This window comes from Streptomyces sp. NPDC006997 (assembly GCF_040635175.1).
Lineage (GTDB): Bacteria > Actinomycetota > Actinomycetes > Streptomycetales > Streptomycetaceae > Streptomyces.
The window spans coordinates 42,840-64,478 of record NZ_JBEYHH010000001.1 but is presented as its reverse complement, the minus strand read 5'-3'; the positions used below and the strand labels follow the sequence as shown (position 1 = coordinate 64,478).

At 69.3% G+C, this 21,639-nt stretch carries 18 protein-coding genes; 5 read left to right on the top strand and 13 right to left on the bottom strand.

Features of this window, described 5'->3' with window-relative positions:
- Nucleotides 1-228: 228 nt before the first annotated feature.
- The 4 genes from ligA to ABZ659_RS00255 are packed head-to-tail and all read right to left on the bottom strand — an operon-like array spanning nucleotide 229 to nucleotide 4,733.
- Nucleotides 229-2,421: an NAD-dependent DNA ligase LigA gene (gene ligA, locus ABZ659_RS00270; protein ID WP_360211843.1), complete on the bottom strand. Its 2,193-nt coding sequence runs from the start codon at nucleotides 2,419-2,421 to the stop codon at nucleotides 229-231.
- A gap of 15 nt (nucleotides 2,422-2,436) precedes the next feature.
- The gene (locus tag ABZ659_RS00265; protein WP_360211841.1) at nucleotides 2,437-3,444 is read right to left on the bottom strand and encodes a methionine synthase; all 1,008 of its coding nucleotides are present in this window, start codon (nucleotides 3,442-3,444) and stop codon (nucleotides 2,437-2,439) included.
- 31 nt (nucleotides 3,445-3,475) lie between these two features.
- Nucleotides 3,476-4,174 (bottom strand): SDR family oxidoreductase, encoded by a 699-nt coding sequence (locus ABZ659_RS00260; protein ID WP_360211838.1) that lies wholly within the window; start codon nucleotides 4,172-4,174, stop codon nucleotides 3,476-3,478.
- Nucleotides 4,175-4,193: 19 nt separating this feature from the next.
- The gene (locus ABZ659_RS00255; protein ID WP_360211836.1) at nucleotides 4,194-4,733 is read right to left on the bottom strand and encodes a TIGR00730 family Rossman fold protein; all 540 of its coding nucleotides are present in this window, start codon (nucleotides 4,731-4,733) and stop codon (nucleotides 4,194-4,196) included.
- A 51-nt stretch (nucleotides 4,734-4,784) separates the two neighbouring features.
- On the opposite strand from ABZ659_RS00255, the gene ABZ659_RS00250 reads away from it, so the two are divergent.
- Nucleotides 4,785-5,108: a DUF427 domain-containing protein gene (locus ABZ659_RS00250; protein ID WP_360211834.1), complete on the top strand. Its 324-nt coding sequence runs from the start codon at nucleotides 4,785-4,787 to the stop codon at nucleotides 5,106-5,108.
- Nucleotides 5,109-5,145: 37 nt separating this feature from the next.
- Entirely contained in the window at nucleotides 5,146-5,925 is a 780-nt protein-coding gene (locus ABZ659_RS00245; protein WP_360211832.1) for an alpha/beta fold hydrolase, read from the top strand.
- 91 nt (nucleotides 5,926-6,016) lie between these two features.
- Here ABZ659_RS00245 and ABZ659_RS00240 read toward each other — a convergent pair whose 3' ends face one another.
- The 3 genes from ABZ659_RS00240 to ABZ659_RS00230 form a co-directional block, all read right to left on the bottom strand.
- Nucleotides 6,017-6,757 carry a YgjP-like metallopeptidase domain-containing protein gene (locus ABZ659_RS00240; protein WP_360211830.1) on the bottom strand — a complete coding sequence of 247 codons (741 nt, stop codon included), beginning with the start codon at nucleotides 6,755-6,757 and terminating at the stop codon, nucleotides 6,017-6,019.
- 50 nt (nucleotides 6,758-6,807) lie between these two features.
- A complete protein-coding gene (locus tag ABZ659_RS00235; RefSeq protein ID WP_360211828.1) occupies nucleotides 6,808-10,386 on the bottom strand; it encodes a type I restriction endonuclease in 3,579 nt (1,192 codons plus the stop codon).
- Nucleotides 10,387-10,501: 115 nt separating this feature from the next.
- A complete protein-coding gene (locus ABZ659_RS00230; RefSeq protein ID WP_360211826.1) occupies nucleotides 10,502-11,038 on the bottom strand; it encodes an ATP-binding protein in 537 nt (178 codons plus the stop codon).
- Nucleotides 11,039-11,300: 262 nt separating this feature from the next.
- Between ABZ659_RS00230 and ABZ659_RS00225 the strand changes: the two genes are divergently transcribed.
- Together ABZ659_RS00225 and ABZ659_RS00220 are read left to right on the top strand one after the other, a co-directional pair.
- A complete protein-coding gene (locus ABZ659_RS00225; protein ID WP_360211823.1) occupies nucleotides 11,301-12,152 on the top strand; it encodes a helix-turn-helix transcriptional regulator in 852 nt (283 codons plus the stop codon).
- On the top strand, nucleotides 12,121-12,357 hold the full coding sequence (locus ABZ659_RS00220; protein WP_360211820.1) for a DUF397 domain-containing protein: 237 nt from the start codon (nucleotides 12,121-12,123) through the stop codon (nucleotides 12,355-12,357). Before ABZ659_RS00225 ends, ABZ659_RS00220 begins: the two co-directional genes overlap by 32 nt.
- A 14-nt stretch (nucleotides 12,358-12,371) precedes the next feature.
- Here the strand turns inward: ABZ659_RS00220 and ABZ659_RS00215 are convergent, their stop codons facing one another.
- The 5 genes from ABZ659_RS00215 to mnmA form a co-directional block, all read right to left on the bottom strand.
- Nucleotides 12,372-13,580: a hypothetical protein gene (locus ABZ659_RS00215; protein WP_360211817.1), complete on the bottom strand. Its 1,209-nt coding sequence runs from the start codon at nucleotides 13,578-13,580 to the stop codon at nucleotides 12,372-12,374.
- Nucleotides 13,570-16,194: a class I SAM-dependent DNA methyltransferase gene (locus tag ABZ659_RS00210; RefSeq protein ID WP_360211814.1), complete on the bottom strand. Its 2,625-nt coding sequence runs from the start codon at nucleotides 16,192-16,194 to the stop codon at nucleotides 13,570-13,572. Before ABZ659_RS00210 ends, ABZ659_RS00215 begins: the two co-directional genes overlap by 11 nt.
- Nucleotides 16,195-16,285: 91 nt before the next feature.
- Entirely contained in the window at nucleotides 16,286-16,987 is a 702-nt protein-coding gene (locus ABZ659_RS00205) for an RloB family protein (RefSeq protein ID WP_360211811.1), read from the bottom strand.
- A gap of 83 nt (nucleotides 16,988-17,070) precedes the next feature.
- Entirely contained in the window at nucleotides 17,071-18,351 is a 1,281-nt protein-coding gene (locus ABZ659_RS00200; RefSeq protein WP_360211808.1) for an ATP-binding protein, read from the bottom strand.
- 162 nt (nucleotides 18,352-18,513) lie between these two features.
- Nucleotides 18,514-19,641, bottom strand: coding sequence for a tRNA 2-thiouridine(34) synthase MnmA (gene mnmA, locus ABZ659_RS00195; RefSeq protein ID WP_360211805.1), 1,128 nt, complete (start codon nucleotides 19,639-19,641; stop codon nucleotides 18,514-18,516).
- Nucleotides 19,642-19,701: 60 nt separating this feature from the next.
- Between mnmA and ABZ659_RS00190 the strand changes: the two genes are divergently transcribed.
- Entirely contained in the window at nucleotides 19,702-20,397 is a 696-nt protein-coding gene (locus ABZ659_RS00190; protein WP_360211802.1) for an N-acetylmuramoyl-L-alanine amidase, read from the top strand.
- On the opposite strand, the gene ABZ659_RS00185 is transcribed toward ABZ659_RS00190, so the two are convergent.
- A complete protein-coding gene (locus ABZ659_RS00185; protein WP_360211799.1) occupies nucleotides 20,394-21,563 on the bottom strand; it encodes a cysteine desulfurase family protein in 1,170 nt (389 codons plus the stop codon). The genes ABZ659_RS00190 and ABZ659_RS00185 overlap by 4 nt on opposite strands.
- Nucleotides 21,564-21,639: the final 76 nt, after the last annotated feature.

The window sequence follows — 21,639 nt, the reverse complement described above, 5'->3', positions numbered from 1 at the left end:
CCGACGCCCGACAACCATCCTTGGCGCCGCGTTGGAAAACCCTTTCCCGTGCCCTTCAAGGCCCTTCGAGAGCACGGAGGTGCCCCAGCCGCAGCTGGGCACGGCAGGCGCACACCTCAACAGTAGGCCGCAGAAGCCTTCCACGGGCAGCGGTCGTCGGCGGTCGCCCGATTGCGCCCATGCCACCCTTATGCATCTGATATGCGCCGATCGGGTGGCCTTCAACCGCTACTCCTCGGCCGGAAGTGCGGCGTTCGCGGCGGCGTCCGGGCCCTGTTCGAGAAGGATGTCGAACCCGTTCTCGTCCAGCACCGGAACCTTCAGCTGCATCGCCTTGTCGTACTTCGATCCGGGGTTGTCACCCACAACGACGAACGCGGTCTTCTTCGACACCGAACCGGTCACCTTGGCGCCCCTGGTCTGGAGGGCCTCCTTGGCGCCGTCGCGGGTGAAGTGCTCCAGCGTCCCGGTCACGACGACGGTGAGCCCCTCCAGCGGACGCGGCCCCTGGTCCTCGCCGGAGCCCTCCTCCTCCATCCGGACCCCGGCCGCCCGCCACTTGCGGAGGATCTCCTGGTGCCACGGCTCGGCGAACCACTCCTTCAGCGAGGCCGCGATGATCGGCCCGACGCCCTCGGTCGCCGCCAGCTCCTCCTCGCTGGCCTGCTCGATCCGCTCCACGGACCGGAACTCCCTGGCCAGCGCCTCGGCCGCGACCGGGCCGACATGACGGATCGACAGCCCGGTCAGCACCCGCGCGAGCGGGCGCTCCTTGGCCGCCGCGATGTTCTCCAGCATCGCGAGCGCGTTCTTCTTGGGCTTGCCCTCCTGGTTGGCGAAGACCGTGACGACCTTCTCCTCGCCCGTCTTCGGGTCCCGCTTGGGCAGCCCGCTGTCCTGGTCGAGGACGTACGCCTTGATGGGCAGCAACCGCTCCTCCGTGAGGTCGAACAGGTCGCCCTCGTCGGCCAGCGGCGGGGTGTCCGGTTCCAGCGGCTTGGTGAGCGCGGCGGCGGCCACGTAGCCGAAGTGCTCGATGTCGAGCGCCTTGCGGCCCGCGAGGTAGAACAGCCGCTCCCGCAGCTGCGCGGGGCACGCGCGGGCGTTGGGACAGCGCAGGTCCACGTCGCCCTCCTTCATGGCCTTCAGCGTCGTACCGCACTCGGGGCACTCGGACGGCATCACGAACTCGCGCTCGGTGCCGTCGCGCAGGTCGACCACCGGGCCGAGGATCTCCGGGATCACGTCACCGGCCTTGCGCAGCACCACCGTGTCCCCGATGAGCACGCCCTTGGCCTTGACGACGTCCTGGTTGTGCAGGGTGGCGAACTCCACCTCGGAGCCCGCGACCGTGACCGGCTCGACCTGCGCGTACGGCGTGACCCGGCCGGTGCGGCCGACGCCCACGCGGATGTTGACCAGCTTGGTGTTGACCTCCTCCGGCGCGTACTTGTACGCGATCGCCCAGCGTGGGGCGCGGGAGGTGGAGCCGAGGCGGCCCTGGAGCCGGATCTCGTCGAGCTTGACGACCACACCGTCGATCTCGTGCGCCACCGAGTGCCGGTTCTCGCCGTAGTGGGCGATGAACTCCCGTACGCCGTCGAGGTCGTCGACCACGCGGTTGTGCGGGGACGTCGGCAGCCCCCACTCCTTCAGCAGGTCGTACGCCCGGGAGAGCCGGGTCAGGCCCTCGAAGCCCTCCAGGGCGCCGATGCCGTGGACGACCATGTGCAGCGGCAGCGTCGCGGTGACCCTGGGGTCCTTCTGGCGCAGCGAACCCGAGGCGGAGTTGCGGGGGTTGGCGTACGGCTTCTCCCCGGCCGCGACCCGGCGGGCGTTGAGGTCCTGGAACGCCTCCATCGGGAAGTAGACCTCGCCGCGGATCTCGACGAGCCGGGGCACGCGGTCGCCGTTGAGGCGGTGCGGGATCTCACCGATCGTCATGACGTTCGGCGTGACGTCCTCCCCGGTCTGGCCGCTTCCCCGGGTGGCCGCGCGGACCAGCCTGCCGTCCTCGTACGTGAGGTTGATCGCGAGGCCGTCGACCTTCAGCTCGCACAGCAGGTGGTAGTCGGGGCCGCCGACGTCCTTGGCGACGCGTTCGGCCCAGGCGGCGAGCCCCTCGTCGTCGAAGACGTTGTCGAGGGAGAGCATCGGCTGGCGGTGCTCCACCTCCGCGAGGTCCGTCTCGTACGCCACCGCGACCTTCTGGGTCGGCGAGTCGGGCGTGCGCAGCTCCGGGTACTCCTCCTCCAGCGCCTCCAGGGACCGCAGCAGCTCGTCGAACTGGGCGTCGCTGATGACGGGCGCGTCCTTCCCGTAGTACCGGGCGCGGTGCTCCTCTACCTCCTGGGCGAGCTGCGCGTGCCTGTCCCGTGCCTCTGCGGGCACCGTCGTCTCCGCCTGCTTGTCCCCGGCCACCGTGTTGTCCTCCCGTTACTCTGGGTTGTCCGCGAGGGATCTCGCCGCCCGGACGCAGTGGGCGAGCGCCCGGCGGGCGTACTCGGGGGACGCGCCCGCGAGTCCGCACGCCGGGGTGACCGTGACGACATCCGCGAGAAGACCCGGATGCAGCCCCAGCCTGCGCCAGAGCGTCCTGACACCACTGACGCTACCGGCAGGGTCTGACAACGGGCCGTCGGTGCCCGGCACCACACCGGCGAGCAGCCGGGTACCCGCTTCGACGGCTTCCCCGATCACCTCGTCGTCACGCTCGGTGAGGAGCGCGAAGTCGAAGGAGATGCCCGCGGCACCGGCCCGGCGCAGCAGCGCGAACGGGACGTCCGGCGCGCAGGAGTGCACCACGGCCCGGCCGTCCCCGCACACCGCCATGACGTCCCGCAGCCCGGCCTCCACGACCTGGCGGTCGACGGCCCGGTGCGTGCGGTAGCCACTGGCCGACTTCACCTGCCCGCGCAGGACGGCGGTCAGGGACGGCTCGTCGAGCTGCAGCACCACGCGCGCGCCGGGGATGCGGCGCCGTACCTCGGCCAGGTGCTCCCGCAGCCCCTCGGCGAGGGAGGCGGCGAGGTCGCGGCAGGCCCCGGCGTCGGAGAGCACGGCCTCGCCGTTGCGCAGCTCCAGCGCGGCGGCCAGCGTCCACGGCCCGACCGCCTGCACCTTCAGCGGGCCCTCGTAGCCCTGGGTGTACTCCTCCAGGGCGTCGAGGTCCTCCCCCAGCCAGGAGCGGGCCCGCCGGGTGTCCCGCCCCGGCCGGTCCCCCAGCCGCCAGCCGCTGGGCTCCACGCGCGCGTACAGCTCGACGAGCATCCCCGCGGTCCGCCCGATCATGTCGGCGCCGGGCCCGCGGGCGGGCAGTTCGGCGAGGTACGGGAAGTCCTCGAAGGACCCGGTGACGGTCTTGGCGGCCTCGCGGGCGTCGGTGCCGGGCATGGACCCGACGCCGGTGGCCGTGCCGAAGCTCATCTCGCTGTTTTCGCTCACCGGTGCAGCCTACGGAACCGCCAGCGGCCGGTCAGCGCCCCGGACGCACCGTCAGGTCGTTGACCTCCGCGTCCGCGGGCAGGTCGAGCGCCATCAGGATCGTGGTGGCGACGGACTCGGGGTCGATCCACTTCCCGGGGTCGTACTCCTTGCCCTCCTGCTGGTGGACCTTGGCCTGCATGGGGCTGGCGGTGCGGCCCGGATAGACGGAGGTGACGCGCACGCCGTGGGCGTGCTCCTCCTGGCGCAGGGAGTCCGCGAGGGCCTTCAGACCGTGCTTGGAGGCCGCGTACGCCGACCAGCCCGCGTGGGCGGCGAGTCCGGCGCCGGAGTTCACGAAGAGGACGTGACCGCGGGCGGTGCGCAGCTGGGGCAGGAAGTGCCGGGTCAGCTCGGCGGGGGCGAGCAGGTTGACGTTGAGCTGGTGCCGCCAGTTCTTCGGGGTGAGGTCGCCGACGGGGCCCAGATCCACCACACCGGCGATGTGCAGCAGCGAGTCGACGCGGTCGGGCAGGGTCTGGTGGGAGAAGGCCCAGCTGAGCCGGTCCGGGTCGGCGAGGTCGCCCACGAGGGTCCTGGCGCCGGGGAACCGTGCGGCCAGCTCCTTCGCGCGGCCCGCGTCGCGCGCGTGGAGCACGAGTTCGTCCCCGCGCGCGTGCAGACGGCGGGCGACGGCCGCGCCGATGCCGGAACCGGCCCCGGTGATCACATGTGTAGCCATGCCCGCCATGCTCGCACCCCCGGGGCACTCACTGGATGCCGAGGCTCTCTTCCAGGTAGGCCATGGCGTCCACCGGCTCCTCCGCGAAGAACACCAGGTCGGCCAGGGGCCGGGGCAGGAAGCCCTCGTCCTCCATCCGCCGGAACTGCTCCCTCAGCCCGTCGTAGAAGCCCGCGGTGTTCAGCAGGACCACCGGCTTCCCCGTCCGCCCGTGCTTCTTCAGCTCCAGGATCTCGGTCGCCTCGTCCAGCGTGCCCGTCCCACCTACCATGATCACGACGGCGTCGGCCTTCTCGAGGAGCAGCCTCTTGCGCTCGGCGAGGTCCCGTGCGATGACCATCTCGTCGGCGCCGGGCCGGGCCCTGGCCGACAGGAACTCCACCGACACCCCGACCAGCCGCCCGCCCGCCTCCTGCGTGCCGTCGGCCACCACCTTCATCAGCCCGACGTCGGAGCCACCCCACACGAGCGCGTGCCCGCCCTTGCCGATCAGCTTGGCGAACTCCCGCGCGGGACGCGTGTACCGCTCGTCCAGGTCGGCGGCGGAGAGGAAGACACAGATGTTCATGGGGCAACCGTACGTGGGAACAAACCGCGCCCGCGGCGGCGCTGTCCCGGTATGGCCGAAGGACACACGATCACCATCGAGCAGGGCACGCAACACGTCAGGGCCGTCCACGAGGGACAGGTCCTGGCGGACAGCCACCGCCCGTTGATCCTCCGTGAGACGGGCTGTCCGCCCCGCTACTACATCCCTCCGCAGGACGTACGCCTCGACCTCCTGACCCCCTCCGACACCCACACCTACTGCCCCTTCAAGGGAACGGCGTCCTACTGGTCGCTCCCCGACGCCGAGGACCTCGTCTGGTCCTACCCGGAGCCGAAGCCGGACGTCGCGCAGATCAAGGACCACCTGTGCTTCTACAACGTGGACGTGTTGTAGACGATTGAGTTCCGTGCCGCGTGGCAGTCTCCGTGGCATGGACAAGCAGACCATCTCGCGCGACGGCACACCGATCGCGTACGAACGCTCCGGGGACGGCCCCGCCGTGATCCTGGTCAGCGGTGCGATGTCGACGGGGGCCACGGTGGCACCCCTGGCCGGGTCCCTGTCGGACCGCTGCACCGTCCTGGCCTACGACCGCCGGGGCCGCGGCGCGAGCGGCGACACGGCGCCGTACGCGGTGGACCGTGAGGTCGAGGACCTCGCGGCACTGATCGACGCGGCGGGCGGCGAGGCGGCGCTCTACGGCGTCTCCTCGGGCGGCGCGCTCGCCCTGCGCGCGGCGGCCAGCGGACTGCCGGTCCGTCAGGTCGCCGTCTACGAGGTGCCGTACGCCCTGGACGACGCGTCCGCGCGGGAGCGCGCCGAGTACACCGAGAGTCTGACGGCGGCCCTCGGGGACGGCCGCAAGGGCGACGCGGTCGCCCTCTTCCTCTCCCTGACCGGCCTGGCCCCCCAGCTCATCCAGGGCGCCCGCCAGTCCCCCATGTGGTCCGAGATGGAGACCATCGCCCCGACGCTCGCCTACGACGACCAGGTGATGGCCGGCGGCCGCATCCCGCACGACCTCCTCACCCGCGTCACCTGCCCGGTGCTGGCCCTCGCGGGCGGCGCGAGCGAGGAGTGGATGCGGCGGGCGGCGCGAGCGGTCGCGGAGGCGGTGCCGGAGGGCACGTACCGCGTGCTCACCGACCAGAACCACATGGTGGAGCCGGGGGTGCTGGGGCCGGTGCTGGGGGAGTTCTTCGCAGGGTAGGACGCGTCCTCGCTGGGATAGGGCTTCTCACAGGCACGTTGTGCGTGTGGTCGAGCATGTCGCTGAGCCGACCACACGCGTCAGCCGCAGGTCAGGGCGGCAGCACCGCACCACGCCACATCAGCGGTTCCTCCTCCTCGAACCACCTCGCACGGTGGTCGGCGTCGGCGAGCACCAGGCGCATCTCCCGCTGAAAGGCGGGGCCATGACCCGCCACCTTGAGGTGGCACAGCTCGTGGGCCAGCACGAAGTCGAGCAAGGGCGGCGGCAACTGCATGACCGCCCAGTGCAGCCTGATGACGCCATCCGGCCCGCAAACGCCCCAGTGGTCCGGCAGATCCGCCATCTCGACCGCCTTCGCCACCGCGCCCACGCGAGACTCCAGGGACGGCAGACGGGCACGCGTCCAAGCGGTGCCTCGCTCGATGTACCAGTCAGCAATGTCCCGAGCCGCCGCTCCCGTGGTCGCGGTGCTGGGCAGTTCAAGCCACCCCCGGTACAGCCGTACTCTTCGCCCATCCTCGGCCGGGACCAGCCTGAGCCGATAGCGACGCCCAAGGTAGGCAAAGCTGCTGCCGCTGACCAGTTCCTTCACCGGCTCCAGCGGCCGTCGCTCACGCCGTCTGATCTCCTCGGCGAGACGTGGCAGCCTCTTACGTACGGCTGAAGCCACGTCCCCTGGGTCAGCGTCCACCGGCACGGCGAACAGCACGTGACCGTCCGGGGCCACCTCGATGCCGAGGGTGGTGCGCCGTGGCCGCAGGTCAACGCGCCACCGCCACTCTGAAGGGATCGGCAGCGCGGCGATGGCCTGCTGGACGGATTGACGCACCGCCCACTTCTATCACCCACCGCCGACAGCCTCGCCTTCTGCGGTCTCGGCTACGCGGTTGTGCTGTCACTTCGCCCGGGATACCGCAGGAAGTCCGCGTGGCGCTCGACCGCGAGTTCCACAAGCAGGTTGGCCAGGGGACCAGTCACCTCCCAGTCCACGTACACCTCCTCCTCCAGGAAGTTGCGCAACTCTCTGCGTACCCGGTCCCTCGCCTCGGGAAGCCGCTGGAAGTTCGGGGACCTGACCAGGACGGCCAGACAGGCAGCTACGTCCCGCGCCGCCTTGACACGGTCCACCGACTCAGGGACGGCCGGCCCGTCGGCCTCGTCGTAGTCCCGGCACAGCAACCCGTGAATGGGCTGCTCGGTCCAGGGGTGGAGGCCACCCGCTCCCGCCGCGCTCTCGCTCTCCGCCTCCCTTACGTCGCGAGCCAGAGTCTCCAGCGACGCCGCCGCCTGCTCGAAGTCCTCCTCCATTCGGCGGATGACCTCTTCGAGCCGCTCGCTGAACCGTTCATAGCGGGCGCGGTCGGCGTTCAGCCGGGCCGTGATGTGTGTGGTGAGGCGGCTGGTCAGGTACGACACCCGGGCGCGGGCATCAGGGTTCGCCAGGACACGTTCCAGGAAGTCGGCAGCGGTGAGCTGCGCGGGCGGCACCCGCTCCTCAATGCCGGACACCGAGATGTGCCGGGCGATGAGGTCCCGCACCTTCGCCCCGTACCGCCTGGGGCTGAACTCGTCCCGTTCGTCGAGGTAGCGGGCACGGACCAAGTACTGCACCACACCCACGTCACGCGCGAAGGACTCGTAGGTCAAGGCACCCGGCCGCGGGAGCACGGCACCTAGCGCGGTGAGGAACGCGCGGACTCGTTCGTCGAACTCACCCCGCAGTTGCGGTTCCTCCAGCCTGGCCAGCAGGTTCTCACGCTGGGTCTCGTCGCCCGGTTCGGTGACGCCGAGCCTGGCGAGGAAGGCGGTGAGGTTCCGGTGCCGGTCAGCGAGCAGCGCGTCGGCCGCCGCGTCCGCCTGCAACCACAGACGGTCCCGAGTGGGCTGGGGTCCGGTGTGCTCCGGGTCGAGGTGGTCGAGGGAGAGGTCCTGGTAACCGAGTACGGCCCTCAGGTGAGCATCCTCGTAGTCGGCGAGGGAGCGAGCCAGTTCGGGACCCACCCCGACGTAGTCCACTACCAAGCCGAACTCCTTGACCGGGTAAAGCCTGTTGGTCCGGGCGATACCCTGGAGCAACCCGGCTCCGGACAACAACCGATCCAGATACAGCACCTGCTCCGGCGGGGCGTCGAATCCGGTGAGCAGCATGGAGTTGACGACCAGGAAGCCGACGGGAGCGTCACTTCCCGAAGTGCCCCGCCGACCCCGCTGAGGGACACCTCGTGAGGGGTCTGCTCGAAAGGTGTCGTTCCAGACTCCGTCACCGGTCGACGGGCGCCGCCGCCCGGGTCGTCGGGTCCCGGTGCCCCAAGGCTGCCCGGGGCCGGGCTCCCGTGCCGGTACCCCTCGCTTGAAGCGCTCGATGTGATCGTCCTGGTGCTTCTTCTCCGTCCAGCGCTTCCAATTGTCGTCATCACCCCGGCGTCCGGAGATCACTGCGGCGATCTCGACGCGCTCCAGCAGATCCCGGTAGCTCGCGAGTCGGATCAGTTCACGCCGTTCAGGGTCCGACTCGCGTTCCTCGGCCTCCGGGTCGTACCTCAGATCGCCGAGGGCGTCGATCCGTCGCACAAGCCGCTTCCGGGCGGTGGTCAACGCCTTCTGGTAGCGCACGGCTGCCCGTCGGGAAACCGCGACGACCTGGGCGCCGAAGCCGTCCCGCATCGCCGTGGTGGCCCAGTGCCACATCATGTGCTCCGCCTTGGCCTCGATGACGGAGGTGGCTTCGAGGATCTCCTTGCGCCGCCCGAACTTCCTGAGTACCTGGAGGCGTTTGGCCTGATCAGCGGGTATACGCTCGTCGAACCCGGCGTCGAGCCGCGCCTTGTCGAGCACCTCCAGAGGCACGCTCTCAGCCGCGTACCAGACAGGGAGGACGGCACGATCCTGTTCGGCGTCGCGCAGAGTGTAGGTGTCGAGAAAGGGACCGAAGACGTCCTCTGTGGTCTTGCGTACCCGGCTGATGAGCGGCGTGCCGGTGAAGCCGAGCATCACCGCGTTCGGCAGCATGGCGCGCAGGCGGGCGTGCTGCCAGGCGTACTGACCCCGGTGGGCCTCGTCCACCAGGACGACGATGTCGTGCCCGTCGTTCGCCACGCGGTTGTGGACGTGGTCCGAGCCACCCGGTCCCTGGGCGAGGAACTCCTCTCGTCCGTCATAGGCGGTGTCATCCCGGCGGGCCTTCTGGAGCATGACGAGGACGACGTCGGGTACGTCGACGGCCAGGAAGCGACGAGCCTGCCGCACGTTCCGTGACCGGTAGATCCGCTCGTCGGCGGCGGCGAGGCTGCGGCGGATCTGCTTCTCCAGATCCCGCCGGTCGGTGACCACGACGACCTTGTGCCCGGCCAACTCCGGCGTGCTGCGCAGGTGGCGTACCAGGAAGGCCATGGTGAGGCTCTTGCCCGAGCCCTGGGTGTGCCAGGTGACGCCGCCTCGGTGGTCAGTGTCCTGACCGGCTCCGTGCGCCTCCTGCCGTCTGTGCAGGGCGTGCGCGATGCGGTGCACGGCACGGAACTGCTGGTAGCGGCCGATGACCTTGACGGTACGAGGGCCACGTCCGGCTTGTGTGGTGAAGTCCCGTACGAGACTGAGAAGATGGGCGGGCCGCAGCACACCCGCGACGAGGATCTCCTGCGCGGTCAGTTTCCGCCCTCCGGAGGCCCCCAACTCCTCCCGAACCTCCTGCTCACTAGCCGGACAGTAGGTCCGCCAGGCGGCGAAGCCGACGGGCTCGGAGGTGACGGTGCCCAGCTCGGCGTGCGTTCCGGCGGCGGCGACGAGAAGCTGCGCGAACCTCGTGAACTCGGGCACCGCGTCGGGTTCGTCCGCACCGGCGTACCGCACGACCTGCCCGACGGCGGCGTCCAGCGCGACCCGGCTGTCCGGGCCCGCCGCGACGGACACCTTGCACTCGACGACGACCCACGGCAGGCCGTTGACGAAGAGTACGAGATCCGGGGTGCCCCGCCGCAGCCCACCGCGCTCGACGCGGAACTGCGAGACCGCCAGCAGATCGTTTCCGCACGCGTCCTCCTGGCCCTGGCGGGCAGGCTGCTCCCAGTCGACGAGGCGCACGTGCTCGGGCTGGCCCCTCTTCCAGCCGGGGAGCGTCCGGGCGTTGACGCCTTCGCGGAGCAGCCGGGTGACCTCCAGGTTCCCGGCGACGCCCCGGGAGGTGTGCGGGTCCTGCCCCTGGCCGCGCCCCATGAGCCGATCGAGAATGAACCTCAACTGATCGTCGCTCAGCCAAGGGCGCCCGTTCGAGCCGGGGTTGAGGCGGGACACGGCGTCGTAGAACCGCCGCTCGTTCACGACCTCGCCCCAGGAGGTACGGCCGGAACTGGCGGGCCTGGTCGCCGGTGAACCGGGCGGTGCGCCTTCCAGATGCGTCCACCCCATGGCTACGAGCTGGTCGATCAGCGGCTTCTCGACCAGCTCGTACTCCGGCTGCGACATGCCCGCGCTCCCCGCCCTCATGTACTCCGCCCGCCCCTGTGCGAACAGAGGTAGGAGCGAGTCTAGTGACGGGGACTGACAGTGGCGGGCGTGACGGCAAAACGCCTTACGGCACTCAGGCGGCGAGCGCGGGCGGTTCGGGCTCCGGCTGGCCGAGTCTCAGCTCGAACCAGATGGCCTTGCCGTGGGCTCCGTCCAGCGGCCTTGCCGGTGTCGCGCAGCCGCCCCACCGGTCGGCGAGAGCGTCGAGGATCAGCAGCCCTCGGCCGCCGTCCGCGTGCGGCTGGGCGGGAGTGGGCCGCACTCCGGGGACGCCGGGCAGGTCGGGGCAGTTGTCGCGCACGCTGACCCGCAGGACAGGGTGCAGCCACTGGAGTCTCACCGACGCGGGCCCGGTGGTGTGCCGTACGGAGTTGGTGGCCAGCTCGCAGGTCAGCAGTTCGGCGCGGTCGGTGAGTTCGCCGAGCCCGTGCGCGTCGAGGACGGCCCGGAGGGTGACGCGGGCGACGCCGGGGCCTCTCGGGTCGCGGGGGAAGTGCAGCTCGTAGCGCCAGGGGGCGGTGAAGGGGAGCGGTGGGGGGTGCGGGAGTCCGGTGAGGGGGTCGAGGCAGGGGAGGAGGGAGTGCGGTTCCGGGCTCTGCTCTGGGTGCACGTGGCACCTCCTGGGTGCGCGGTCGTGACGGTAACTGGACTGGTGCCACGGGCTCCCTCCCGACGGTTCGGTGGCTCGCCGCGCCGAGAAGGACAGGGTGCGCTTCCTAGGTCGGGGCTGGAGGGAGTGGCACGACTCTTACCGTAGCGCCTCACTTACAACGGGTGATACCTACTTCACTACAACGAGTTGAAGTTGCGAATCAGAATGTACGCTCCGAGCACTCACGTGCACACTGTGCGCGAACAAGGAGAGAGGATGCATGGCACCACGTCAGGCCCCAACCATTCGTCAGCGCCGTTTCGGATCTGAGCTACGACGACTCCGCGAGTCCCTCGGCCTGTCCGCGCCACGCGCCGCCGAGCTTCTTGGTACCGATCGCACCACCATCTCCAACGTCGAGGCCGGGCGCTTCGGCATCAGCGAGCAGCGACTGCGGCGGCTGGCCAGCATCTATGAGTGCGACGACCACTCACTCATCGACGCACTGGCAGCTATGACAGGAGGGCGCAAACCAGGCTGGTGGGACGAATACAGGGGGAAGGTACCGCCGGACTTCTTGGACGTAGCGGAATTGGAGCACTACGCCCAAGCTCTGCGCACGCTACAAACGGCACACATTCCTGGGCTGTTCCAGACCGAAGACCATGCGCGTGCGTTGTTCGATCTCTTCATCCCCGCGCTACCTCGCTTGGAGGTCGAGTTGCGCGTCGCACAGCGCCTCGCCCGCCGCACAGTGATCACGAAAGAGCCTCCCGTCCAGTACACGGGCTTGATTCAAGAGGCAGCGCTACGTATGCAGGCCGGAGGGCGACGCGTCGCCAAGACGCAGCTAGAGTTTCTGTTGAAGGAGAGCGAGCGAGACAACGTTACGTTGCGCGTCATCCCATTCAGCGCCGGAGGATTCCCGATGGCGGGCGACTCGGTTCTGTACGTGACTGCAGAGACCCTGCAACTCGACACCGTCCAGGTCGACTCCCCGACCGGGGCAGTCTTCTTCGATTCCCCGGCGCAGCTCACCAACTTCCGCCGACGGTTGGACGCAGCCGAACAGGTAGCATTGCCCGCGCAGCAGTCGAGGGATGCCATCCTCGACATCATGCGCGAACTATAAGGACGAAAACACCTTGACTGAATTGAAGTGGATAAAGTCGTCACACTCAGAGGCATCGGGAAATAACTGCGTGGAGGTGGCTGCCGTCGAGGACGCGATAGTCGTACGCGACAGCAAGTTCCCCACCCGGAACCTTACGATCAGGCCACAAGCGTTCACGATGCTCATACAGAGTGTCACGGCGGGGCCACTCGGCCCCAAATGACCGCCACACCGTGGTCAAGCGGCTGCGGCTGATCCTCGCCCGTTGAACATGTCCTCCATGACGGACTGCTGGAGAACTCGAAGCTTGGCGATTTTCCGCTCCAGCACGCTAGACCGCGATCGCATGGCCCGAACCGGTTCAAGATTCCGCCACTGCTCGTCTATCGGCGGCACTGGAACGACCATGGTCTTAACTTGGGTTGAGTTGATCGATGCAAGATTGGTTGTCTGCTTACCCACACGTTGAAAGTACGCGCGCCCTTCGGCGGACGCCATGTACAGAGCCAGGAAGTGAGAATCCATCCTGCTACCGCAACGGACGCGAAAAACATGGTTCTGGTGCAGACAGGGCGTAATGCGACCGTCCCAAACCGCTCCTCGCCCAAGCTTGTCCAGGTCTCCACCCTCTGTCAGTAGTAGATCTCCCCTCCGCAGAGCAAAGCGCTCAAGCTGGGTAGCGAGGACCCGCACAGTCTTTACATCATCGGTATCAATACGCCCATCCAAAACGTTCGCAACGCGGAGGTACGGCAACTCCACTGTCCCGTCACCCAACGGCTCAGCTCCGAGCGTGACGCCTGCCGTCACCTCGGCAATGGATTCCACCGGCGCGTGCTCCCAGTGAGACTTCGACGCCAGCGCTCGCGTGGACAGAGCCTGCTCAGCAACCTTGCACTTGGCCAACATTCGCTCCAGCAACCCAATCCGCCGCTCGAACGCTCTGTGGGCTGCGACGATGCGTTCCTGCTGAACCAGAGTAGGCAGCGGTACCAGCAGGTTTCTCACATCTGCCTGCGAAATCTTGTACTGCCCGCTACTGCCGCGCATAACGTCGTCGACTTGGCGGCGTACAGCATCAGAGCCAAGAACTATGCCGAGGAATTCCGGATGCAGGATATCGCGGTCAGCCTTGAGACGGAAAACAAGGTCCGGGAGCAGCAATCGCCGGCGGACCTGCCGAACCACACAGGCCACACCCACAAGGCTCCGTACCCCATTTGCACGCGCCATTAGGACGTCACCAGGCACCAGTTCCAGCGTCGGACGTGGCCGGGACTCAGGGGTCAGAGCTTTCGCCTCGCCCTCAACGAACCGGCCGGAAGTCACAGCACTCAACTTCAGCACGCCCCACTCGTCGGGACTTGGCCGCCGAGACTCGCAAACAGGACTCCAGCCAGCACCAACGGACACCAACACCTCTCTCAACCGAACCTCAGCGCGCATACCCCAACTCCTTAAGCCACCGCCCCAGCTCACCGGCCGCCGCCTCGCTCTCTCCCTCCAGGTCCTCCAGCGAGACTTCGTATTTCGCCGCCCATGCTCTGAACACAGAAACCAGCCCGCGCCTCCCCGAGGCCACAGACGCGTCCAGGCGAACGGAAAGGCCAGCGCCGAATACTTCCAGGGTTACCCGGCGGGCACCGTCCTCCTCCGCCTTGGCCACTTCCGCAGCCGCCTTCAGGTCCTTCAGGAAGCGGTCGTCTAGGGCCGAGCGGCGCCGGGAGGCTGCCGTACGGTCCTTGCGCAGGCGGGCAACCTTCTTCTCCACGCGCTCGATCTCAGCGGCATCGGCAGGCTCCGGGGCCTCAGGCCCAGCGATGTCCGGGTCCTCCTCCTCGTCACCGGACGCGAATACCGGGGCCTGCAAGGCCGCGAGTTCGGCCTGGGCCTCCTTCAGCGCCGTATCCGCCTTGACCAACTCGGCGTCGGCACGGGCGACCTCCGCCAGGAATTCGGGGATCAGGGCTCGAACGACCGGCTGGTCCAGCGCCCGACGCCGGTCAGCGGTCGTGACCGATGGCTTGATACGGGCCTTCCTACGCCCAGTGCCGCCGTTGCCCCCGTCGTCGGTCTCCTCTTCGTCCGGCACCACCGGGTCGACCATGTTCTCGACCGAGTCGACCCAGCCGTCGAGGACCCGGTCGTACCCTCCGGCTGCCAGGGCCTTGAGGTCGTACCGTACGGCCATCCACCAGTCGGCGACGATGCCCGCGGCGTCGTGGCGGTCTAGCACGCCGACATCTCGCACGGCCTCCGTGAAACCGGTGACCAGGCGGGCGCGCAGTGGCAACAACGCGGAGTGGCCGATCAGGGCCGTGAAGTGGGGTTCCTGCTGCCCCCACCACTCCTCGAAGGTGTGGCGGATCTCCGCCTCCTTCGCTGCCGTGAGAGTCGGGATACGTGCCGCCGTCACCTCCGGGCCCTCGGGGAGGAAGTCGACGTAGTCGGGATCGTCCCTGCGGGGGGTGAAGAGATCGGTGACCCTCACGCCGTACGCTCCGAACCTTTTCGCCTGTGGCTTGATCTCCGTCAGCGGGACACCGCCGTACAGGTGGGCTCGTACGTCCTGGGACTCCGGCGGCGGAGAGTTGTCCACCCAGCGGCGGATGTTGAGATTGGCGTCGGCTGCCAGCAGGTCCTCGACCTCGACGAGGGCGGAGTAGCCAGGCTCCTCCCGCCACTCGCGGTACGCAGTGACGATCTTCTCGGCGTGCTCCTCGCCCAGCTCGTTCTGGTTGCGGGCGGAGCGGAAGTCGCGGTCGGCGTTGATAAACAGGACCTGCCCGGCCCGCTGGGGAGCCTTACGGCCCGGCCTGCGCAGGACCAGGATGCAACCGGGGATGCCCGTGCCGTAGAACAGGTTCGGGCCAAGGCCGATCACGGCCTCGACGCAGTCGTCCTCCAGGAGCCGGATTCGGATGTCGCGTTCCTTGCCTCCCCGGAAGAGGACACCGTGTGGCATGACCGTGGCGGCGACAGCCTCGCGGTTCTCCTCCAGTACCGAGATCATGTGCTGGACGAACATGAGGTCGGCCTTCTTGCCGCTTTCCGGAGCGTAGCCCCAGCTCATGCGGCGGCCATGGTCCTCGTCGGCCTTCGCGACCAGCTCGGCGTCGTAGTTCAGGGAGAAGGGAGGGTTCGACAGCACCTTGGTGAAGGTGCGCAGCCGTCCGCTCCCGGTGAGGTGCAGCGGCTCGGTAAGAGTGTCCCCGTGCTGGAGGTCGAACTCCCGGACACCGTGCAGCACCATGTTCATGCTCGCCATGGCCCAGGAGGGGCCGCTCTTGTCCTGGCCGTTGACCGACAGGTCGTCCGGGCCGCCGCCGCTCTCCTCCACGTATTCGTGGGCGGCGATCAACATGCCTCCGGAGCCCGCACAAGGGTCGTAGACGCTGTCACCCGGCTTCGGGTCGACGAGCCGGACCATCATGCGGACGACCTCGCGAGGCGTGTAGAACTCGCCGCCGCGCTGGCCCGCGCTGTCCGCGAACCGGGCCAGCAGGTATTCGTAGGCCGCACCGAGCATGTCGGGGAACTCGAAGTCCTCGTTGCGCAGCCGGTAGAGGGTGAAGTGCCGGATGAGCTGCCGCAGCTCCCGGTTGGTGAAGCGTGGTTTCGTGCCGACGACCTCGTTGAAACTGATGTGGCTGGCGATTCCGGCCAGCTTGTCGTTGCTCTCCTGGAGCGCCGCGAGGGCCTGGTCGAGACCTTCGCCCACCCGCTCGGTCAGGGCCGAGATGCCGGGTGCGGGGTTGTCGGGCTGCTCCGGATCGAAATGGGGCCCCTTCCACCAGCGGGCCCGTGGCGGTACGTAGAAGACCCGGGGGTATTTGTCCGGATCGTTCGCCCGAGCCAGGGCTCTTGCCTCGTCCTTGGTCCGCTCCCAGGTCTCCTCTCGGACGCGCTTCCACTCCGGCTCGAACTCGTCCGACGCGCGCTTGAGGAAGAGCATCCCGAAAATGAAGTCCCGGTACTCGGAGGCGTCCATCCGGCCACGCAAGATGTCCGCGGCGGAGAAGAGGTGCCGCTCCAACTGAGGCAGGGTGATACGGGCCAAGGTGAGCCAGTCCTTCGTAAACCGCGCGGTAAGGAGAACCCCGGCAGCCTAGTCGGGATGAGGCGCCCGGCGGAAACCGTCTGACCGGTTGCTACGTTTCGTCCGTTCCGATGCCAAGACTGACCAGTAGCCGCCACACGTCGGCCGACGGGTCCCGGCCTGCCGGATCGCAGCCCGGTGCGTGTCCGGTGTGCCGGGTCCAGTCGTCGTACGACTCTTGCGGCGTGGGGATGCGCTCCACTTCGAGGCCCCGGGCCGAACAGCCGCCGTGCGGGTGCGGGCAGAGCGCGACCAGACTGCGCGCATTGCGTACGGCGTCCCTCTCGCGGCCCAGTAGTGCCTGGCCTCGCGGGCCGTCGAGGCCCTTGCCCCGGTCACCGGACTGAGTGGCGAAGTTGGCGAATCCCTTGGCCTTGGGGTGGCGTCGAAGTCTCTCGATGATCTCGGCGTTCCGCCCGTTCTCGGGCCGGGAGTGCTGCTGGAAATGGAGCAGGAGCCACAGCTCGAATGATGGATGGGACAGTGCGACGTGCACGCCCTTCTCAGCGGCCAGGCGCATCGCGTCCTGGATCTCCCTGGGGGTCTTGTCACCCGAGTCACGGTCGAAGAGGGCCCACATCTCCGCGTCACCGTCTTGCGCCGCGTCAATGACCTTCTTGACGACCTCCACCGGCCGTAGGCCGTTGGGGTCGGTGTGCGGGCAGAAATGGAGTACGAATCCCTTGGCCTGGCCGTAGGCATGATTGAGCAGGGTGACGTAGTCCCGCTCGGTCTTGGCCCCTTCCGTGGCCACATACACCACTCGCTTGGACGGGTCCCGGTAGGAGGACGGGGACCGGCGCACCGATCCCCCGGACGACTGCCGTCTTCTTCTGCTCACGCCGTGGCCTTCAGCCCCTCTTCCAGCAGGACGAGCTGCCGCGCGACCTCTCCGCTGGTCAGCCGGGGCACGCCGCCGTAGCTTCCTTGCAGGTAACGGCGTACGAGGTTCTCGTCGTTGCGTACCTTCCGGGCGGCGGTGAGGGGGTATAGCTCCGTCTCCCCCGTGCTGTTCTTCAGGGTGATCCACACCTGGTCTCGGTCCAGGGGGCGCTCGGCGACCGTTGGACCGAGCAGAGTCGCGTCGTGGGTGGAGAAGACAAGCTGGGCCGAGCGCGGGTTGGCCTCCTGGTCCTGGAAGACGCGGACGACCTCGGCCGCGAGCAGGGGGTGGAGGCTGGAGTCGAGTTCGTCGACCAGGAGCGTGCCACCCCTACTCAGAACGTCCAGAAAAGGGCCCAGGAAGGAGAACCAGGCGTGCGTGCCAAAAGATTCCTGAGCCCAGAAGTCGAGGGGGCTGCCCTCCGCCTCGGTGGACTGGTGCACCAAGACCGGGTCCCCCGTCTCCGGGTCGACTGTCGCGTCCACGATCCCGAGGTCAGCCGCGCGCAGCCAGGTGACGAAGCGGTCCCTCAGTTCGCGGTCCGCGTGGCTGATCAGGTCCCGGGTCCAGTCGGTCCGGGCTGCCACGTCGTCACCTGGAGCGACGAGCCACAGGTTGTCCTGAAACCATCGGTGGATGGCGGACAACTGTGGGTGGTTCATGGTCGCGGCCACCGTCAGGAAGAGGGAGTTCGGCCGAGTGAAGTCGACGAACGCCTCCTTGGCTCCGCGCAGCCCGCGCCCCGGGAACGTGATCTCTCCGCCGTCGCCCTCGGCTCTGTCCGCCTCGCGGTCGAACCAGACCTGACGGCGTCCGCTGGGATAGGCGTGCAGCCACTCGGCTTCTACTCGCTCGTCCGACAGTTCGAAGCCGTAGGTGTAGCGGACTCGCTCGCCACCGGTTGGAAGGAGTAGCTCGACCTCGAACAGGCTGGTGTCCTGACGTGCGTCAGGGTCCAGCGCGAAAGGTTCGCGGGGCACACCGTGGCTCTTTCCCCATTCCGCGAACGATTCCCGAACGGCCTTGCGCATGAAGTTCATCGCCCGAAGCACGTTGGACTTGCCGGAGGCATTGGCGCCAAAGACTCCCACCACGGGCAGTATCTTCAGTTCTTTGCCCTGGGAGCGGGCCCCGGTACTTCGCGCGAAACGCCCGTCCAGCTCCGTGGCCGCGAGCGACAGCTCCACCTCGTCCTTGATGGACCGATGGTTGGCCACACGGAAGCTCAGCAACACAACGAGTCGCCTCCCTCCCGACCTGCCAACCGTCCGCGAAACTGTCGTCTCGGGCCCAGATATACGGATTACCCGTACCAGACAGCTTATGACGAACAGCAGGGCGCGGCCAGAGGGGCGTCAACGCACGCTGACGGTGGTCAAGCCCGTCATTCGTTCCAGTCAGACCCCGGCCGTCGCTCGCACGGTCGACGCGATCGTCGCCGAGCCCACCACGCGGGTGCCGTCGTACAGGACGATCGCCTGGCCGGGGGCGACGCCGCGGACGGGGGTCGTGAAGGTGACCTCCAGGGTGTCGTCGACGAGTTCGGCCGTTACCGGGGTCTCGTCGCCGTGGGCGCGGAGCTGGGCCGTGTAGGTGCCGGGGCCGGTGGGGGCGGTGCCGCACCAGCGGGGCTTGACGGCGCGCAGTGCGGTGACGTCGAGGGCGGTGGCCGGGCCGACCGTGACCGTGTTGGTGACCGGGGAGATGTCCAGGACGTAGCGCGGCTTGCCGTCGGGGGCGGGGGTGCCGATGCGCAGGCCCTTGCGCTGGCCGATCGTGTAGCCGTAGGCGCCCTCGTGGGTGCCGAGCCTGTTGCCCGCCTCGTCGACGATGTCGCCCTCCGAGCGGCCGAGGCGCTTGGCGAGGAAGCCCTGGGTGTCGCCGTCGGCGATGAAGCAGATGTCGTGGGAGTCCGGCTTCTTCGCCACCGCCAGGCCGCGGCGCTCCGCCTCCGCGCGGATCTCGTCCTTCGTCGTCACCGTGTCGCCGAGGGGGAACATCGCGTGGGCGAGCTGGCGGTCGTCCAGGACGCCGAGGACGTACGACTGGTCCTTGGCCAGGTCGGAGGCGCGGTGCAGCTCGCGCGTGCCGTCCGCCTGGAGGGTCACCTTCGCGTAGTGGCCCGTGCAGACCGTGTCGAAGCCCAGCGCCAGCGCCTTGTCCAGCAGCGCCGCGAACTTGATCTTCTCGTTGCAGCGCAGGCAGGGGTTCGGGGTGCGTCCGGCCTCGTACTCGGCGACGAAGTCCTCCACGACGTCCTCGCGGAAGCGGTCGGCGAGGTCCCACACGTAGAAGGGGATGCCGATCACGTCGGCGGCGCGGCGGGCGTCACGGGAGTCCTCGATCGTGCAACAGCCCCGCGCGCCCGTACGGAACGACTGCGGGTTCGCGGAGAGCGCGAGGTGGACGCCGGTCACGTCGTGGCCCGCCTCCGCCGCGCGGGCGGCGGCTACGGCGGAGTCGACCCCGCCGGACATGGCGGCGAGGACGCGGAGGGGGCGGGAGGGCTGCGAGGAGTCAGTCATAACGCATCCAGGGTACGGGGAGGCGGGAACCGGGGCCCGCGAGTATCCGTTGTGGACGACATGGGGCAGACGGAGGGCGGCTCGGACCGCCGCATCGGACGGCGCTCGCTGATCGTCGGCGGCGTGGCCGCCGCCGGTGTCGGCACCGCCGGGGTGCTGGCGTGGGACGGGCTGTCGCGGCTGTGGTGGCGGCTGCCCGGCGTGGAGAAGTCGCGCGTCGAGGGCGCGGTCGACTACAGCGGCGCCCGCTGGGTGGCGGCCTCCCCGGCGAACTGGCGGCGCGCGGACCGGCCGGACGACTACGCCGTCGACAGGGTCGTCGTCCACGTCACCCAGGGGAGCCTCGACAGCGCGGTGCGGGTCTTCCAGGACCCCGAGCACGGGGCGGCGTCCCACTACATCGTCGGCCAGGACGGGCACGTCACCCAGATGATCCGCGAGCTGGACGTGGCCTTCCACGCGGGCAACCGGGAGTACAACGAGCGCAGCGTCGGCATCGAGCACGCCGGTTTCGTCGACCGGCCCCAGGACTTCACCGACGCCATGTACGCCGCCTCCGCCCGGCTCACCGCGGGGATATGCCGCCGCTACGGCATACCCGTCGACCGCGAGCACGTCATCGGGCACGTGGAGGTGCCGGGGACCGACCACACCGACCCGGGGCCGCACTGGGACTGGGACCGGTACATGCGGCTGGTGCGGCGGGCGCGTACGGCGCCTGCCCCGACGTCAGCTGCCGCGTCCGCGTCCGGCTAGGAGAGCCCCGCCGCCCGGGCGCGTTCCACCGCCGGGCCGATCGCCTTCGCCACCGCCTCCACGTCCGCCTCCGTGGACGTGTGGCCCAGGGAGAAGCGCAGGGTGCCCCGGGCCAGGTCCGGGTCGGTCCCGGTGGCCAGCAGGACGTGGCTGGGCTGGGCCACGCCCGCCGTGCAGGCGGAGCCCGTGGAGCACTCGATGCCCTGGGCGTCGAGCAGGAGCAGCAGGGAGTCGCCCTCGCAGCCGGGGAACGTGAAGTGCGCGTTGGCCGGGAGCCTGCCCCCGGGGGCCGGGTCGCCGCCCAGGATCGCGTCCGGCACGGCGGTCAGGACCGCGTCGGCCAACTGGTCCCGCAGCGCGCCGATCTCGCGGGCGAACCACTCGCGCCGCTCGGCGGCGAGCCGTCCGGCGACCGCGAAGGAGGCGATGGCGGGCACGTCCAGGGTGCCGGAGCGGACGTGGCGCTCCTGGCCGCCGCCGTGCAGCACGGGGACGGGGGTGTACTCACGGCCGAGGAGCAGCGCGCCGATGCCGTACGGGCCGCCGATCTTGTGGCCGGAGACCGTCATCGCGGCGAGTCCGGAGGTGGCGAAGCCGACCGGCGTCTGGCCGAACGCCTGGACCGCGTCGGAGTGCAGGGGGACCTCGAACTCGGCCGCCACCGTCGCGAGTTCGCGGACGGGGAGGATCGTGCCGATCTCGTTGTTCGCCCACATCACCGTGGCCAGGGCCACGTCGTCGGGGTTGCGGGCGATGGCCTCGCGGAGGGCCTCCGGGTGGACCCTGCCGTACCGGTCCACCGGGAGGTACTCCACGGTGGCGCCCTCGTGTTCGCCGAGCCAGTGGACGGCGTCCAGGACGGCGTGGTGCTCGACGGGGCTGGCGAGGACCCGGGTGCGGGCCGGGTCGGCGTCGCGGCGGGACCAGTACAGGCCCTTCACCGCGAGGTTGTCGGCCTCCGTGCCGCCGGAGGTGAAGACGACCTCGCTGGGGCGGGCGCCGAGGGCTTCGGCGAGGGTCTCGCGGGCTTCCTCCACCGTGCGGCGGGCGGCGCGGCCGGAGGCGTGGAGGGAGGAGGCGTTGCCCGTGCGGGAGAGGTGGGCGGTGAGTGCCTCTGCCGCCTCCGGGAGCATGGGGGTGGTCGCGGCGTGGTCGAGGTATGCCATGGTGTGCCGATTCTACGGCGGGGCCTTGGTCGCCCTTGAGCGCGGCTTGACTACCGTGCGGCGCCGTGGGCGCCGG